The following is a 15,868-nucleotide window of genomic DNA, read 5'->3' as shown; positions in this document are numbered from 1 at the left end:
CTGTTTTTTCAAACCCATATTCACATCAAGGAAGCACGAACATGACCGTCTATTACACCAAGGAACATGAGTGGCTGCGCGTTGAAGGCAATGTGGCCGTGGTCGGCATTACGGCGCACGCGGCCAATGAACTCGGCGAAATCGTGTTTTCCGAAGCCCGCGACCCCGGCACCACCGTGGAGCAGGGCGACAGCGTGGCGGTGGTCGAATCCGTCAAGGCGGCATCCGACATCTATGCCCCCGTCACGGGCGACGTGCTGGCCTTCAATGATGCGCTCACCGATGACGCGGCCCTCATCAACCGCGACCCCGAGGGCGAAGGCTGGATCGTGCGCATGACCGTGGCCGACGCCACCCAGCTTGAAGGGCTGATGGACCACGCCACCTACACTGCGCTGGTTGGCTGATTTTTCCCCCTCGTTCCCACCTCTTACGGAGTATGCTGGCCGTGACGTCTTCTTCCTGCGGTTCTTCTTCCCTGTGGCAAGATACAGGCGCTGACGCCGGGGCGTTCTGCGCCCGGCATGTCGGCCCCGATGCAAATGACGTGGCGGCCATGCTGCGCGTGGTGGGTGCGGATACGCTCGACATCCTGATGGCCCAGACCGTGCCCGGCTCCATCCGCCTTGCAGGCAGCATGGGCCTTGGCGCAGGCGTGCCCGAGCATGTGGCGCTGGCCCGCCTGCGCGCCATTGCGGCCGAGAACCGGGTGCTGACCTCGCTGATCGGCCAGGGCTATTACGACACCATCTTGCCCGGCGTGATCCAGCGCAACGTGCTGGAAAACCCGGCCTGGTACACGGCCTATACGCCCTACCAGCCCGAGATCAGCCAGGGGCGGCTTGAAGCGCTGCTCAACTTCCAGACCCTTGTCATTGAACTGACCGGGCTGGACGTCGCCAACGCCTCGCTGCTCGATGAAGGCACCGCCGCAGCCGAGGCCATGGCCATGGCCCGCCGCGTGGCGAAAAGCAAGGCCAATGCCTTCTTTGTCGATGTCAACTGCCACCCGCAGACCATCGCCGTCATCCGCACCCGCGCCGAGCCGCTGGGCTGGCAGGTTGTGGTGGGCGATCCTGCCACCGACCTCGATGCGCAGGCCGTGTTTGGCGCGGTGTTCCAGTATCCCGGCTCGACGGGGGAAATCCGTGACCCGCGCGCGTGGATTGAAAAGCTGCATGAAGCCGGTGCCGTCGCCGCCCTGTGCGCCGACCCGCTGGCGCTGATGCTGCTGCAAAGCCCCGGTGCATTGGGGGCCGATATTGCAGTCGGTTCCATGCAGCGCTACGGCATGCCCATGGGGGCCGGTGGCCCGCATGCAGCCTATATGGCGGTGCGCGATGCCTTCCGCCGCAACATTCCAGGCCGCATTGTGGGCGTGTCGATCGATGCACGCGGCAAGCCCGCCTACCGTCTGGCACTCCAGACACGCGAGCAGCACATCCGCCGCGAGAAGGCGACCTCGAACATCTGTACGGCACAGGCGCTGCCGGCCATCGTGTCGTCCATGTATGCGCTGTATCATGGGCCGGTGGGGCTGAAGGCGATTGCCACGCGCATCAACCGGCTGACGACCATCCTCGCCGCAGGGCTACGCGCTCTTGGTGCCGAGGTGGTGACGCAGGCGTTCTTTGATACCATCACCGTCAATACCGGCGCACAGACCGATGCGGTCATGGCGCGCGCGCTTGATGCGGGCATGAACCTGCGCCGGGTCGACGGGGCGCATGTCGGCATCAGCCTTGATGAGACCACGACACCGGACACGGTACGCGCCATATGGGCTGCCATATGTGGCGATGCCGCCCGCGCGGCACAGATCGAGGCCGGGCTTGCCGCCGCAGGCAGCGCCATCCCCGCAAGCCTTGTGCGCACGGGTGCGCTTCTGGCCCAGCCGATCTTCTCGGCCTGCCAGTCGGAAACAGATATGCTGCGCTACATGCGCCGCCTGGCTGACCGTGATCTGGCGCTTGACCGTTCCATGATCCCGCTGGGTTCGTGCACCATGAAGCTCAACGCCACGGCGGAGATGCTGCCGATTACGTGGCCGGAATTCTGCAACATCCATCCCTTCGCGCCTGCCGACCAGATGCGGGGCTATGCCCGCCTGTTTGCCGACCTTGAACGCATGCTGTGCCAGATCAGCGGCTATGCGGCAGTCTCGCTCCAGCCCAATTCGGGTGCGCAGGGTGAGTTCGCGGGGCTTATGGCCATTCGCGGCTACCATCGCGCGCGGGGCGATATGGGGCGCGATGTGTGCCTCATCCCGGCTTCCGCACATGGCACCAACCCGGCTTCCGCCCAGATGGCGGGGATGAAGGTGGTGGTTGTGGCGTGCGACAGCAACGGCAATGTCGATATCGAGGACCTGAAGGCCCGGATTGCGAAGCATGCCGATGCGCTGGCCGCGATCATGATCACCTATCCCTCCACCCATGGCGTGTTCGAGGAGAACGTGCGCGAGATCTGTGAACTGGTGCACGCGGCAGGCGGGCAGGTTTACGTTGATGGCGCAAACCTCAACGCGCAGGTGGGCCTTGCGCAGCCAGGGGTTTATGGCGGCGATGTCAGCCATTTCAACCTGCACAAGACCTTCTGCATTCCCCATGGCGGTGGTGGCCCCGGCATGGGGCCGATCGGGGTGGGCGCGCATCTGGCGCCCTATCTGCCGGGCGCGCCGCACAATGGCGAGGCCAATGCCATTTCGGCCGCACCGTTTGGCTCGGCGGATGTGCTGCCCATTTCGTGGATGTACATGGTCATGATGGGCGATGCCGGGCTCAAACGCGCCACCGAGGTCGCGATCCTGAACTCCAACTACATTGCAACCCGCCTTTCGGCCCATTACCCGGTGCTGTATCAGGGTGCCAATGGCCGAGTGGCGCATGAATGCATCATCGACCTGCGCCCCCTCAAGGACGAGACGGGTGTTACGGTCGATGACATTGCCAAGCGGCTGGTTGACCATGGCTTCCATGCGCCTACGGTCAGCTTTCCGGTTGCGGGCACGTTCATGATCGAGCCGACCGAGTCCGAAAGCCGGGCAGAGCTGGACCGGTTCTGCGATGCGATGATCGCCATCCGCAAGGAGATCAGCGCGGTTGCGGCAGGCGAACTCACCATTGAGGAAAGCCCCCTGCGCCACGCGCCGCACACCGTGCGAGACCTGACCGACCCCGACTGGGCACGTGTCTATGACCGCGCAAGCGCCTGCCTGCCCGGCGGGGTGCATCCGGCGAGCAAATACTGGTCGCCCGTCAACCGGCTGGACAATGCCTATGGCGACCGCAACCTCATTTGCTCCTGCCCTGATATGAGTACCTATGAAGCCTGAGGGGCAGATTTGAAAAAACACTAAAAGCTTCCGAATGCCGCCTTTTTTCAAAAAGGCGGCATTTTTTTTAAGCTTTTTGAAAAAAGCTTCATCAAAAACTTCCTTATGTTTTCGAGATGTTTTGTGGATGGCCTTTTCAGGTAACCGCTGCGGGGCTGATTGCGCCGGGCCGGTTAGTCTATATATCTGCAAGGATATAATAACCGGCCAGTAGAGAGGACAGGACCGTGAACTGGGGGAGATCGACTGTAGTCACGGCACTGTGGGCCTGCACCGTGGCAACGGGCCTTGCTGTAACGCCTGCTGGCGCGCGCGAGATAACGGACATGGCAGGCCATGCGCAGGCCGTGCCCGATCACCCCGCCCGCATTGCCGATCTGTGGTTCGCCCATAACGAACTGCTGCTGATGCTTGGTGGCGTGCAGCAGATTGTCATGACGGTGGACAGCCCGCAGGCGCGGCCGTGGATGTACCGGGTGTTTCCCGCGCTTGCGCAGGCGCGGGTGGTCAACGGGCCGCAGGTCAATGCGGAATCGCTGCTGCGTGATCAGGTGGATCTTGTGTTCGTGCCGCAGGCCTCGGCTGCCATTACAGCCTTTGGCGCGGTGGGCATTCCGGTGCTTGTCTCCTCGTTTCAGGATGTCGATGGCCTGCTGCGCGTGGTGGATATGACGGCTACGGCTTTGGGCACCGAGCACGCGCACGCCACCGCCACCCATTACCGCACCATGATGAAGCAGACGGTTAATGACGTGCAGGAGCGTCTTGCCAATGTGGCCGAGGCCGCGCGCCCGCGCGTGCTGCACATCCAGTCCCTGCATCCGCTGCGGGTGGATGGGGCGGACAGCATCGTGGATGAATGGATCACGCTGGCGGCCGGCCGCAATGCCGCAACCGGGGTGAGTGGCAACATGAAGCCGGTCACCCCCGAGCAGGTGGCGGCGTGGAACCCCGATGTCATCATCCTCGGCCCCGATTGTGGCACTATCGATCCCGCTGCCGATGGCGGGCTGTGGCAGCGGCTGGATGCCGTGCGCAACGGGCGCGTTCATGCCAATCCATCCGGCGTGTTCCCGTGGGACCGCTATGGCAGCGAACTGCCGCTCCAGATCAGCTGGGCCGCGAAAACGCTGCACCCCGATCTGTTTGCGGACATCGACCCCGTGGCGCTGACGCGGGACTTCTACCGCACCTATTTCCACTACAATCTGGGTGAGAACGACGCACAGCGCATCCTTGCAGGCCTGCCGCCACAGCCCGTGCCGGGTAACGCCCCTTGAGGCTGCGCGGGCTGACGATTGCAGCACTCGCGGCCATGGGGCTGATGGGGCTTGCGGTTTTCTCGGCCTGTATCGGGCGCTTTGCGGTGCAGCCCGTGCAGGTGCTGCATGCGCTGGCTGCCAGCATGGGGCTGGTGGCACAGGCCGATACGCCACAGGCGCATATGGTGCATAGCGTGATCTTTGGCGCGCGCCTGCCGCGCATTGGGGGCGCGATCTGTGTAGGGGCGGCGCTTTCGGTAGCGGGGGCGGCGTATCAGGCGGTGTTTCGCAATCCGCTGGTCTCGCCCGGTCTGCTCGGCGTGCTGGCGGGAGCGGGCACGGGGGCGGCACTTGGCATTGTGTGGGGGCTTGGGCCAGCGGGTGTCGGGGGGCTGTCATTCATCGGCGGGCTGCTCGCGGTGGCCTGTGGTGTGGGGGTGGCGCATCTGTTTGATGCGGCTTCCGTGCTGATGCTGGTCTTTGGCGGGCTGATCAGTTCGGCGCTGTTTACGGCGCTGCTGTCGCTGCTCAAATACGTGGCTGACCCGCAGAACCAGTTGCCTGACATCGTGTTCTGGCTTCTGGGCAGCCTGACACAGGTCACGCCACGCGCGCTGGGCATGATGGTGGGGCCGGTGGTTGTGGGCATCGTGCTGCTCAGCGCCTGCGGGCGCATGCTCGATGGCCTGGCCATGGGCGATGAGGAGGCCCGCACGCTGGGCATTCCGGTCATGGCGCTGCGCTATGGCGTGATTGGGGCTGCAACAGTGCTGGCAGCACTCACGGTCTCGGTTGCGGGCATGATTGGCTGGGTGGGGCTGGTGGTGCCACATGTGGCAAGGCTGCTGGTGGGGCCGTGCAACATGCGGGTGCTGCCTGCAAGCGCATGCCTTGGCGGCATGTTCCTGCTGGTGTGCGATGATCTGGCGCGCACGCTTTCAGTTGAGGAAATTCCCGTGGGCCTGATTGCCGATCTGCTCGGCGTGGCGCTGTTCGTGGCCGTGCTGCCGCTGCTGCGGCGGGGGTGGCGGGCATGAGTGTTGTGCTGAGCATGGATCATGTCAGTTTCAGCCATGCCGGGCGCACCGTGCTGCATGACCTTTCGTTCGGCATCAGGGCAGGGGAGATGACCGCGCTGCTCGGCCATAATGGCGCGGGCAAGACCACGCTGTTGCGCCTGCTGCTGGGGCTGACGCGACCGGAGGCAGGGCAGGTGCTGCTGGAGGGCCAGCCCATGCAGGCATGGACGCGGCGCGAGGTGGCGCGGCGCATTGCCTATGTGCCGCAGGGGCATGTGCCGCTCTTTCCCTACAGCGTGCGTGACATCGTGGGCATGGGCCGCCTGGCGGAAACACCTTTTGCGCTGGGCCTGCCCCGCCATGACCGCGATGAAGTCACCCACGCCCTGCACGCGCTGGGCATCATCCATCTGGCGGACAGGCCCTATACCGAACTTTCGGGCGGCGAGCGGCAGGCGGTCCTGCTGGCCCGTGCCCTGGCGCAGGGGGCGCGCACGCTCATTCTCGATGAGCCGGAAACCGGGCTGGATTACGGGCAGAAGCAGCGGCTTTACGCCCTGCTGCACGACCTCGCCACGCAGGGCCATGCCATTGTGGCCACCACGCACGACCCGCTTGCCGCCGCCCGCGTGTTTGACCGCGCCATTGCACTGCGACAGGGGCGGATCATGGCGGACGGGCCTGCAGCCGATGTGCTTGACGCTCCCATGCTGGAGCAGCTTTATGCCCCGCGGTAGAGAATAAAAGTTTTTGGGGAAGCTTTTTTCAAAAAACTTCCAAGAACGCCGTGTTTTTGAAAAAAGGGGGCACCCGAAAACTTCGGTTTTTCATCAGGACTATTTTGAACAGGATCTCTCTTTTATGGGGGCCAGAAAACCATACCGCCCCCCATGCGTCTGCCTGATATTCCCCTCAAGCAGGACGTTTTCCCATGAAAGCACTGACCTGGCAGAAAAAAGGCAAGATCACCTGTGAAAGCGTGCCTGATCCTGTCATTATGGATGGGCATGACGCCATTATCAGGGTAACGGCCTGCGCCATCTGTGGCTCCGACCTGCACCTGATGGACGGCATGATGCCGACCATGCAGTGCGGCGACATCCTCGGCCACGAAACCATGGGCGAAGTGGTCGAGGTGGGCCGAGAAAACACCCGCCTTACGGTAGGCGACCGGGTGGTGGTGCCCTTTACCATCTCATGCGGGGCGTGCCGGCAATGCAGGTGGGGCAACTGGAGTTGCTGCGAGCGCACCAACCCCAATGGCCGCCAGCAGGCCGAGACATTCGGCTACCCGCTGGCAGGGCTGTTTGGCTATTCGCACATTACGGGTGGTTTTCCCGGTGGGCAGGCGGAATACCTGCGGGTGCCGCACGCGGATGTGGGCCCGATCATCGTGCCTGAAGGGCTGAGTGATGATCAGGTTCTTTTTCTGTCCGATATTTTTCCCACCGGCTATCAGGCCGCCGAATACTGCGACATTACGCCCGAGGCCGAAAAGACCATCGCCGTATGGGGCTGCGGCCCGGTGGGGCAGATGTCGATCCGCTCATGCTTTCTGCTTGGGGCCAGGCGCGTCATCGCCATAGATCAGGTGCCCGAGCGGCTGGCCATGGCGCGGGCTGCGGGTGCCGAGACAATCGATTTTGGCACCGAGAACATCCAGGAGACCCTCGTTGCAATGACCCACGGGCTGGGGCCGGATGCGGTGATCGAGGCGGTGGGCATGGAAGCCCATGGCGCGGATACCATGATGCAGAAGGTCGGCTCGGCCCTGCTTTCGGCCACCACGCTCGAGCGGCCCTTTGCCCTCAACCAGGCCATTCTGGGCTGCCGCCCCGGCGGCATCGTGTCGATGCCCGGCGTTTACGCAGGCGCCCTCGGGCCAGTCATGATCGGACTGCTGATGAACAAGGGCCTGACCCTGCGCACGGGACAGACCAATGCCCAGAAATATCTTCAGCCCCTGCTTGAGCGTATTGAGAAGGGAGAGATCGACCCCTCCTTCGTTATCAGCCATCGTTCGGCCGATCTTGAGGAGGGGCCAGCCCTTTATGAGAAATTCCGCGACAAGAAGGATGACTGCATCAAGGTGGTGTTTTACCCGCATGGGAATGGGTGATAGGCGGGTTTGGGGGGGCAGCAGACTGTCTTCTATTAGAGTGGAATAGGCGAGAAGTGGCCTTCCGCATTGCCAGGTGGGGGGCAGTCGAAGTTCAACTGAAATTTTGGAAGAGCTTGCGGAGAACTGTGTTTCAACTCATGGGACATTCATCCGTGCCCGCACCATTTGCTGCGTGCGGACGGTTTCTGATACCGCTGTCCCGTAATCTGGTCGTAAAAGAGCCATGAAAACGCATTCTTACAAAATCGCCTATCCTGCCCGTCAGGAATATCCCGAACAGAGTTGATTTAGTGATGACAAACACCCCAGCCGATGAGTGGTTTGCTCGCCCCCTCGAGGATGAACTCCAGATATGGAAGTTCACCAACAGTCGCGCACTTCTTATGGGCAGAGCGAACACTGAGAATGGACCGGGTAATTGCTTCCATGCCAAATCTGGTGGAACTGTCTGGGACGCAATAAGGGAAGAAACGCCTTGGCTGGACGGACTGGAGGCGCCGGGACCATTCGTGCCTCTACGTCACTCTCCAGGCCAATTCTTCCCCCGCATGGCATGCCCAATTATCGGAGGCCTCCTCGATAAATTCTGTACCGTCCAAGCACGACTGCCAGATTGCAACAACGAACAACGCTATTTTCGCAGTGCTCAAACGCAGTTGGAAGCATTAGTCTCTGATCTTGCCGCGATTTGCCGTGTCGTAGAGCCATCTAAGGCTACTCTTGAAGTTTATGGCCATGAAATTCGCAATCTTCTTATTCTAGCTGCGACCGAAGTCGAAATGCACATGGCCGGAATCATGGTCTCAAATGGTAATAAAGATGAGCGCAAAAACACTCTTTCCTATATAAAACTTGCAGAACCACTAAGACTTCGCAGCTACTCGGTCCGCTTCAAACGCTACCCCGAAGTGGACGAAATTAAGCCTTTCGCAGAATGGCTTCGCGATAAGCCCACAGTGTCACTCAAATGGTATGACGCATACAACGCAGTGAAGCACGACCGAGAGGGCCAGTTCAAACGTGCATCCCTCTGTAATGCCATTGAGGCGGTCGCCGCCTGTGCGATACTACTCGTAGCACAGTGTGGTGAAGCTGGACTGTCCGATGATCTTAAACGCTCAATTACGGTCGAAGGCGAACCCTGGCCAATAGAAGATTGTTACGTAGTCCCCCAGCAGTCGACCACGTGGACGCCCATCAATCATCCTAACTTACGTTAGGCGGGTTCAAACAAAGGTTTTCCGGACCGCAGCAGCGGTTTCGATACTGTTCTGCAACCTCAATAAGCCTCGCTTTCGTCGAAGACGTAGAAACGTCATCAGCGGAGTACGCCCGGCAATTGTACAGACTTCGTTGGGGAGGGGAGTTGAATGTCACCTTTCGGGTACCATCAACAGAAAGCAGTCGTTCATATATTGCAGGTTTGCGACAGTCTAGGCTTTCTGTTATAACGAGATACTCTATGCTATCACCTAATAATAACTGCAAAAAAATTGTTTCAATCATTGTTAATGATAAAATATTGGAATATTACTGAAAATGCTTGAAGAAATTTCTCAAGATAAACTAAAAAAGACATCTGCATCTAACCAGCCAATGTTTTCTACAACCCCTGATTACGAGTCTCTTCTGCAAGAGAAGGATAGTATTCTTGGAAAATGGAAGACATTAGAAAAAGATAAGCAAAGAGAATTTGGCAGCTTGCGCAAATTCGAAATTGAAAATGGTCTGCTAGATATCAAAGATCCCGCTCTTTTACCGTCCAAAAATACCTATCTTCTTCATAATGAAATTAAAAGGCGTCTCTCACGTGAAGATCCATTAAGTTTGTTGCCAATCGAACCACTCGATTTTGATGATGCCGCTCTCGAACTAGCGGAGAGTTTAGAGAATATTACTGAAATAAGAGAACTATACAAGATAAGGAAAGCATCTATTGGAAATAGTTCAAATGCAGGAATATCAGCAGAAGAAGCCGCAAAATTAAAAAACTGCTTTAACCAAGGTCGAGAGCTCTTCCTTTCGGGAAGAAATGGCTCTTTAATGGTTAAACCACTTAATTTCTTCTATGCATTAACTGCCTATACATATGGTGTGATTGTTTTAAATAGTCCATTCCGTTATAGAAAAGATATGTTGCCGGGCTCGCATGGGATGGCATATCTTCCGGCCAGTATCCAAGCGCAATTTGGTGGCGATTGCGCTCGTGGTACTTTTAGCGATTTAGTTAGTGCATTTCCGACTCATTTAATTAAAGCTCCTGGTATTTCTTTTAATATAGATTGCTCTCATTCCCTAATTGCTTTCTATGAAAATAGATTTGATGTAAGCTTAGGAACTTTACTTAGTATGATTCCTGAAATGGCTGATTATTACCACTTAACTACAGGAAATAAAAGCCGATGCTTTCCAATGGAAATTTCCAGCACAAACAATATTAGAAGTGTTACTTGGGAATTTCAGATTGGTAATGGTGAAACACGCCCCTCAAGCGCATCAATTGAGCAAGCGTTTAATGGGTTCAATGTGACTGAGCGGTTTGGGAAAACAATCGTTACGGTGCCTGCGGCTAATTCATCCAAGTTAAATGCAATAATTTATACCGATCTTAGAGGAAATTTATGGTTTGTTGAAAATCCGTTTTTTCCGGTTATGTTGCCAGAAATTGCCGTTCACTTTTTGATTACAAGTATATTTTCTAACATTATGAGGTATCGCCCTGACGAATGGGGTAGCGTATTATTGAATGAGGTTTCATCAAATATTTCTCTTCTCACAAGGCATTATTTTTCCTCTTTTCAAAGAAAATTTATGCTTGTAATTTTGAGAGCATCTTCAAGATTTATTCCTTATACAATATAAAGCGAATGTGACCACTTTGTGAAAAATAGCTTGATCCCCTTATCGTCTGACATGACGGCGAGCGCTATCGGCCCGAAGCGGCCGCGTTAAGCTGGAACCGAGTATGTCCGCTATGCGAACGCTGCTCAGAGCTTCTTACGTCCGCAAAGAAGGCGTATCCTGCCAGTCTGCTATGCGCGACAAGAGATGAAAATGGAAAGGTTACGGTAGGCCGACACAATGCCGGACACCGCTCGTCTTTCCCACGTGCCCTTAAAGGTTAGCCGTCAACTGAATACCAAGCACAGCAGCATCATGGAAGGTCGTCGTGGCGCCGGGGTGTTGCAGGTACTGGAAGTCAAACTGCATCGTGGTGGAATTGCGCAGCACGTGCGTGCTGTAAAACGCTTCGTATACATTTTCCCAATGCTGCACGCCCCATACCGGCCCCCACTGGTTGCTCAGGTAGGGCAGGCCGAGCGCGCGCGATGATTCCTGCTGCAGCGACAGCGTGCTGCTCATGTCCATATGCTGGAACATGGCCCCGATCTGGTCCTGCCTGCGGTGCCAGGGCGAGCCTGATTCAACAAGGCCAATCCATTCATGGTCGCGCATGGCCACCAGGTTGCCCTGCGAATAGCCCGCACCGCCCACTGCCACCAGGCCCTCCGCCACACCGGGGCCGTTGCGCACCAGCATCTGGTCGAACATGAACCACGCCGTGCTCATGCCCGCCTCATACCGGCGCGGCTGGCCCGTAAGCTGGAAGGAGTTGCCATGAATATCGGAATAGAGGTTGGGATAACGCGAATTGTCATACCACGCACCAAGCTTGTAGTTGCCGCGCAGCGAATGTTTGCCAAACCACGGCATCCAGCCCAGCTCAACCTGTGATGTGACCTTGCTCATCCCGCTCTGGGCCAGCGCCCAGCCAGAAATGCCGCCGTTATAGGAATGGGGTGACACCATGAAGATGCCCCCCATGAGATAGACTTTCTTGGCCGGGAAAACGCGCAGCACCCCGCCCAGATTGCCCGAAGGCCAGTCACGCCCGCCCGGCACGTATTTGCCCGGCGCGAAATTACTGCACACCGACACGTTCATGAAAGAACAGGCCACGTAATCATAGGCAAAGAAGCTGCCGGTCGGAATATCACCGCCGGAAACAACAATCCGTTTGTGCAGGAATGTCTTTTCGGCATACATCGCCACCAGATGCGCCACGACATTACCGCGCCCGCCATAGATCTGCTCGGGGTTGGTGACCGAATCACCAAGGTTGTAGCCAAAGTTGCGCCCGTGACCGTTGATGACGAGCATGTGGGTCCATAACCCGCTCACATGCGCAAGCCGCTGCCAGTCAATATCCAGCTCACCGGCAACCTGGCCTGCCAGCACGTCGGAGCGCGTGCGCCCGCCGCGCACATTGCCCATGAATTCTTCATTGACCGCGAAGTTAAGGTACAGGCCATGTTTGTTCAGCCACCGGCGTGCGCCAAACCATTGGCCAAGCAGATGCGGTGCGCCATGCAGGGTGGGCACCTGCGGGTCAACCACGGCGTTGCCCCAGCCTTCAAGCGGAAAGGCATGGGCGGCGTAAGGTTCAAGCTCGACGGGCAAGGACTTGGAGGTTTCACTCTGGGCAAACGCATCATCAATGCAGATCACGACTATGAAAATCAAAGCAATCGATGTCAGTATTTGCTTCACGAGGAATCCGTTCCAGAATTTCCCGATAATTGCATTATTTTCATAATTGACTTCAAACTATAAAATCTAATTAATTTGTAATATTTTGAACATATTTAATAAAATAAGGGTGAATTGATGTAAAATACCTGCTATTTAAAATAAAATAATTAAAAAATGTTCATAAATCCGAATTTTTAGTAAATTTTTGCCCATAAACGCGCCTGAAGCCGCAATCACGATAGGCCTGTGCTGCGAAATGGATCAAGATATGGTAAAAGTATTGTCAAGAAGAATATTTCTTCTCGAAAATACATCACCATGCTGCCGGGTGGCCTTAAAAATATATGTATTTCTTTAGCAGGAGAAAAGATGAAAGCGCTTTGAACGCGCTTTAATCATAAAGAAGTTTTTGGTGAAGCTTTTTTCAAAAAGCTTCAAAGAATGCCGCCCCCTTTGAAAAAAGGCGGCACCCCGAAACTTTGATCTGTTATCCCCAAAAGCCGGGGCGCGGACATTACTGCGCCGGAGGCTGACCGGCTTCGGGCGTCTCGTCCGCTTCGGTAGCGGGGGCATCGTCGCGTTCAACCACCTTGATGGAATCACCCACCAGCCCCTTGGCAAAGGCTTCGGCAGAGAAGGGGCGCAGATCCTCGGCCTGTTCGCCTACACCCACCAGATGTACCGGCAGGCCGAACGCATCGGCCAGTGCGACCACAATGCCGCCACGCGCCGAGCCATCGAGCTTGGTCACCACAAGGCCGGTCACATTGACCAGTTCCTTGAACACCCGCACCTGCTCCACCGCGTTCTGCCCGGTGGTGGCATCGAGCACCAGCAGCACGGAATGCGGAGCCGTTTCATCAAACTTGCGCATGACGCGGATGATCTTGGCCAGTTCCTCCATCAGCGCGCTCTTGTTGTGCAGGCGGCCTGCGGTGTCGACTAAAAGCAGGTCGGCGCCTTCCGCTGTGGCGCGCTTCAGCGCCTCGAACGCGAGCCCCGCCGCATCGGCATTGGGCTTGCCCGCAATCACCGGCACGCCAGTGCGCTCGCCCCAGACCTGAAGCTGCTCGACGGCGGCAGCGCGGAACGTATCGCCTGCCACCATCATCACCTTCTTGCCCTGCTCGCCATAATAGCGGGCCATCTTGCCAATGGTGGTGGTCTTGCCGGTGCCGTTCACGCCCACCACCAGCACTACATGCGGCTTGTGCTTCGGGTCAGGCTCGAACGGAATGGCGACGGGCTGGAGGATGTTGGCAATTTCCTCGGCCAGGGCCTGGCGCACTTCCTCATCTGTCACTTCCTTGCCGAATTTGGAGCGGCGGAAGGATTCGATCACCTTGCCCGCAACGCTGGGGCCGAGATCGGCGGAAATCAGCAGGTCTTCCAGATCCTCGAGCGCCTGGTCATCAAGCTTGCGCCGGGTAAAGACGGCGGTCAGCCCGCCGCTGAGTTTCTGCGTGGAGCGCGAAAGCCCCGCCTTGAGACGTGAGAAGAAGCCAAGAGCCATATCAGAGAATTTCCGCCACCAGTCCGTTATCGTCAACCGCCACCGGGCGCACCGTCTCGATCCGCCCCGCACCCGACACAGCACCTTGCGCCAGCCGCACGGGCGCGAATTCTTCCGAATGGCCCGCCGTGTCGGTTTCCATCAGCACGCGCAGGGTGCGCCCGCGCAGGCGTTCATGAAACGCGCGTGCCGCCTCCGCCCCTACCGCGCGCAGGCGTGCCGCGCGCGCCTTGCGCTCGGGCACCGCAATGGCGGGCATGCGCGCCGCAGGCGTGCCGGGGCGTTCACTATAGGGGAAGACATGCAGGTAGGGCAGGGCGTTGGCCCGCACGAATTCGAGTGTCTGTTCAAACAACGCATCATCCTCGGTCGGGAAGCCTGCAATGATGTCCGCCCCGATGCCGATATCGGGCCTGAGCGCCCGCGCGCGCGCCACGACAGCGGCGGCATCGGCCGTGAGGTGGCGGCGCTTCATGCGCTTGAGGATGATGTCGCTCCCCGCCTGCAACGACAGGTGCAGGTAAGGCATGAAGCGCGGCTCGGCCTCGAGCAGTTTCCAGATATCTTCGTCAATCTCCACCGGATCAACCGAGGAGAGGCGCAGCCGCTCGAGTTCGGGCACGAGCGCAAGCAGCCTGCGGCACAACTGCCCCAGCAGCGGCTTGCCCGGCAGGTCATGCCCCCATGATGTAATATCCACCCCGGTCAGCACCACCTCGCGGTAGCCCGATTGCACAAGGGCGCGCACCTGCTCCACCACAGCCCCCACCGGCACCGAGCGCGACGGCCCGCGACCAAAGGGAATGATGCAGAAGGTGCAGCGATGGTCGCAGCCCTGCTGCACCTCGACAAATGCGCGGGTGCGCCCGGCAAACTCGGTGACCAGATGCGGCGCTGTCTCTCGCGCGGCCATGATGTCGGACACGGCATGGCCTTCGCCCAGCGCCATCTCGCTCCAGCTTGCGGCTTCAAGCTTCTCGCGGTTGCCCAGCACGCGGGTTACGCCGGGCAGGGCCGCCCAGCGCTCGGGGTCGATCTGGGCGGCGCAGCCGGTCACCACAATGCGGGCATCGGGGCGCTCGCGGTGGGCGCGGCGCACGGCCTGGCGTGCCTGCCGCTCGGCCTCGCCCGTGACCGCGCAGGTGTTCACGATCACTACATTGTCCAGCCCCGCGGCATGGCTGCGCATCACCTCGCTCTCATAGGTGTTGAGGCGGCAGCCGAAGGTCAGGATTTCGGGCTTGGTCATCGGGGATAGTCTTCAGGGTTGAAATGGCCCGTAAAGCTGGTCACGGCGGGGCCGGTCATGAGCACGTGGCCATCGGCCTCGCGCCACGTAATGTTCAGTTCGCCGCCATCCACCGCCACGGTGCAGGTGCGCCCGACCAGTCCGCGCCGTATGGCGTTGACCACGGCGGCGCAGGCACCCGAGCCACAGGCGCGTGTCAGCCCGCTGCCACGCTCCCATACGCGCAGGCGCATGGCATCAGGTGCTGTGACATGGGCAAAGCCGATATTGGCGCGCTGGGGAAAAAGCGGGTGGTGCTCGAGTTCCGGCCCCGCCACGCACGGGTTCACCGCATCGGGCGTGGGCAGGAAGAAGGTCGCATGCGGGTTACCCATCGACACCGCCGCCGGGTCGCCTGCAATGGGCAGGTAAAGCGTGTCCATGGCTTCGGCCAGCGGTACATCTTCCCAACCCTGAGCGGGCACGCCCATATCCACCGTAACCATGCCGGGGCGGATGATGGTGGCGGGCAGCACGCCCGCGCGGGTCTGCAAGCCAACGCTGGTGCGACCGCTCTCACGCGCCACAAGGTCGGCCACACAGCGCGAGGCGTTGCCGCAGGCACCGGCTTCCGAGCCATCGGCGTTGAAAAAGCGTACGAACACATCCGCTCCCTCGGCACAGGCCGGGCGCAGGATCACGAACTGGTCGCAGCCAATGCCGGTGTGCCGGTCGGACAGGGCGGCAATGCGGGCAGGCGTGAGGTCATGGCGCTGCGCGCGCTCATCCACCACCACAAAATCATTGCCCAGCCCGTGCATTTTCAAAAAACCGGTCATCATCCGTCCTGTATAGCG

General features: G+C 59.0%; 12 protein-coding genes. 8 read left to right on the top strand and 4 right to left on the bottom strand.

The features are described from left to right. The first annotated feature begins 41 nt into the window (after nucleotides 1-41). The 8 genes from gcvH (at nucleotide 42) to FMA36_RS02925 (ending at nucleotide 10,599) form a co-directional block, all read left to right on the top strand. Entirely contained in the window at nucleotides 42-407 is a 366-nt protein-coding gene (gene gcvH, locus FMA36_RS02960) for a glycine cleavage system protein GcvH (RefSeq protein WP_061274479.1), read from the top strand. 32 nt (nucleotides 408-439) lie between these two features. Continuing rightward, nucleotides 440-3,334 (top strand): aminomethyl-transferring glycine dehydrogenase, encoded by a 2,895-nt coding sequence (gene gcvP / locus FMA36_RS02955; protein ID WP_159260693.1) that lies wholly within the window; start codon nucleotides 440-442, stop codon nucleotides 3,332-3,334. 227 nt (nucleotides 3,335-3,561) lie between these two features. Then, on the top strand, nucleotides 3,562-4,614 hold the full coding sequence (locus FMA36_RS02950) for an ABC transporter substrate-binding protein (RefSeq protein WP_240906462.1): 1,053 nt from the start codon (nucleotides 3,562-3,564) through the stop codon (nucleotides 4,612-4,614). 35 nt (nucleotides 4,615-4,649) lie between these two features. After that, entirely contained in the window at nucleotides 4,650-5,633 is a 984-nt protein-coding gene (locus FMA36_RS02945; RefSeq protein WP_159263549.1) for a FecCD family ABC transporter permease, read from the top strand. Continuing rightward, entirely contained in the window at nucleotides 5,630-6,352 is a 723-nt protein-coding gene (locus FMA36_RS02940) for an ABC transporter ATP-binding protein (protein ID WP_167518001.1), read from the top strand. Before FMA36_RS02945 ends, FMA36_RS02940 begins: the two co-directional genes overlap by 4 nt. A gap of 194 nt (nucleotides 6,353-6,546) precedes the next feature. Further along, nucleotides 6,547-7,734 (top strand): zinc-dependent alcohol dehydrogenase, encoded by a 1,188-nt coding sequence (locus FMA36_RS02935; protein ID WP_159260689.1) that lies wholly within the window; start codon nucleotides 6,547-6,549, stop codon nucleotides 7,732-7,734. Nucleotides 7,735-8,030: 296 nt separating this feature from the next. Then, nucleotides 8,031-8,957 (top strand): hypothetical protein, encoded by a 927-nt coding sequence (locus FMA36_RS02930; RefSeq protein ID WP_159260687.1) that lies wholly within the window; start codon nucleotides 8,031-8,033, stop codon nucleotides 8,955-8,957. Between the two features lie 319 nt (nucleotides 8,958-9,276). Beyond that, nucleotides 9,277-10,599 carry a YaaC family protein gene (locus FMA36_RS02925; RefSeq protein ID WP_159260685.1) on the top strand — a complete coding sequence of 441 codons (1,323 nt, stop codon included), beginning with the start codon at nucleotides 9,277-9,279 and terminating at the stop codon, nucleotides 10,597-10,599. Between the two features lie 252 nt (nucleotides 10,600-10,851). Here FMA36_RS02925 and FMA36_RS02920 read toward each other — a convergent pair whose 3' ends face one another. The 4 genes from FMA36_RS02920 to dapF all read right to left on the bottom strand — a co-directional run bounded on the left by FMA36_RS02920 (nucleotide 10,852) and on the right by dapF (nucleotide 15,853). After that, entirely contained in the window at nucleotides 10,852-12,315 is a 1,464-nt protein-coding gene (locus FMA36_RS02920; protein WP_159263547.1) for a carbohydrate porin, read from the bottom strand. Between the two features lie 469 nt (nucleotides 12,316-12,784). Then, on the bottom strand, nucleotides 12,785-13,783 hold the full coding sequence (ftsY, locus tag FMA36_RS02915) for a signal recognition particle-docking protein FtsY (protein ID WP_159260684.1): 999 nt from the start codon (nucleotides 13,781-13,783) through the stop codon (nucleotides 12,785-12,787). Nucleotide 13,784: 1 nt separating this feature from the next. Then, on the bottom strand, nucleotides 13,785-15,032 hold the full coding sequence (gene mtaB / locus FMA36_RS02910; protein WP_159260682.1) for a tRNA (N(6)-L-threonylcarbamoyladenosine(37)-C(2))-methylthiotransferase MtaB: 1,248 nt from the start codon (nucleotides 15,030-15,032) through the stop codon (nucleotides 13,785-13,787). Beyond that, nucleotides 15,029-15,853: a diaminopimelate epimerase gene (dapF, locus tag FMA36_RS02905; protein WP_159260680.1), complete on the bottom strand. Its 825-nt coding sequence runs from the start codon at nucleotides 15,851-15,853 to the stop codon at nucleotides 15,029-15,031. Before dapF ends, mtaB begins: the two co-directional genes overlap by 4 nt. Nucleotides 15,854-15,868: the final 15 nt, after the last annotated feature.

This window comes from Komagataeibacter xylinus, assembly GCF_009834365.1.
Taxonomy (GTDB): Bacteria; Pseudomonadota; Alphaproteobacteria; order Acetobacterales; family Acetobacteraceae; genus Komagataeibacter; species Komagataeibacter xylinus_D.
The sequence above is the reverse complement of the archived record's forward strand: the minus strand, read 5'-3'. Positions and strand labels throughout refer to the sequence as shown.

Coding starts and splice junctions, on each gene's coding strand:
- FMA36_RS02945 (WP_159263549.1), top strand. CDS start 4,650: ATGGGGCTGATGGGGCTTGCGGTTTTCTCGGCCTGTATCGGGCGCTTT.
- ftsY (WP_159260684.1), bottom strand. CDS start 13,783: ATGGCTCTTGGCTTCTTCTCACGTCTCAAGGCGGGGCTTTCGCGCTCC.
- FMA36_RS02925 (WP_159260685.1), top strand. CDS start 9,277: ATGCTTGAAGAAATTTCTCAAGATAAACTAAAAAAGACATCTGCATCT.
- FMA36_RS02930 (WP_159260687.1), top strand. CDS start 8,031: ATGACAAACACCCCAGCCGATGAGTGGTTTGCTCGCCCCCTCGAGGAT.
- FMA36_RS02940 (WP_167518001.1), top strand. CDS start 5,630: ATGAGTGTTGTGCTGAGCATGGATCATGTCAGTTTCAGCCATGCCGGG.
- dapF (WP_159260680.1), bottom strand. CDS start 15,853: ATGATGACCGGTTTTTTGAAAATGCACGGGCTGGGCAATGATTTTGTG.
- FMA36_RS02935 (WP_159260689.1), top strand. CDS start 6,547: ATGAAAGCACTGACCTGGCAGAAAAAAGGCAAGATCACCTGTGAAAGC.
- gcvP (WP_159260693.1), top strand. CDS start 440: ATGCTGGCCGTGACGTCTTCTTCCTGCGGTTCTTCTTCCCTGTGGCAA.
- mtaB (WP_159260682.1), bottom strand. CDS start 15,032: ATGACCAAGCCCGAAATCCTGACCTTCGGCTGCCGCCTCAACACCTAT.
- gcvH (WP_061274479.1), top strand. CDS start 42: ATGACCGTCTATTACACCAAGGAACATGAGTGGCTGCGCGTTGAAGGC.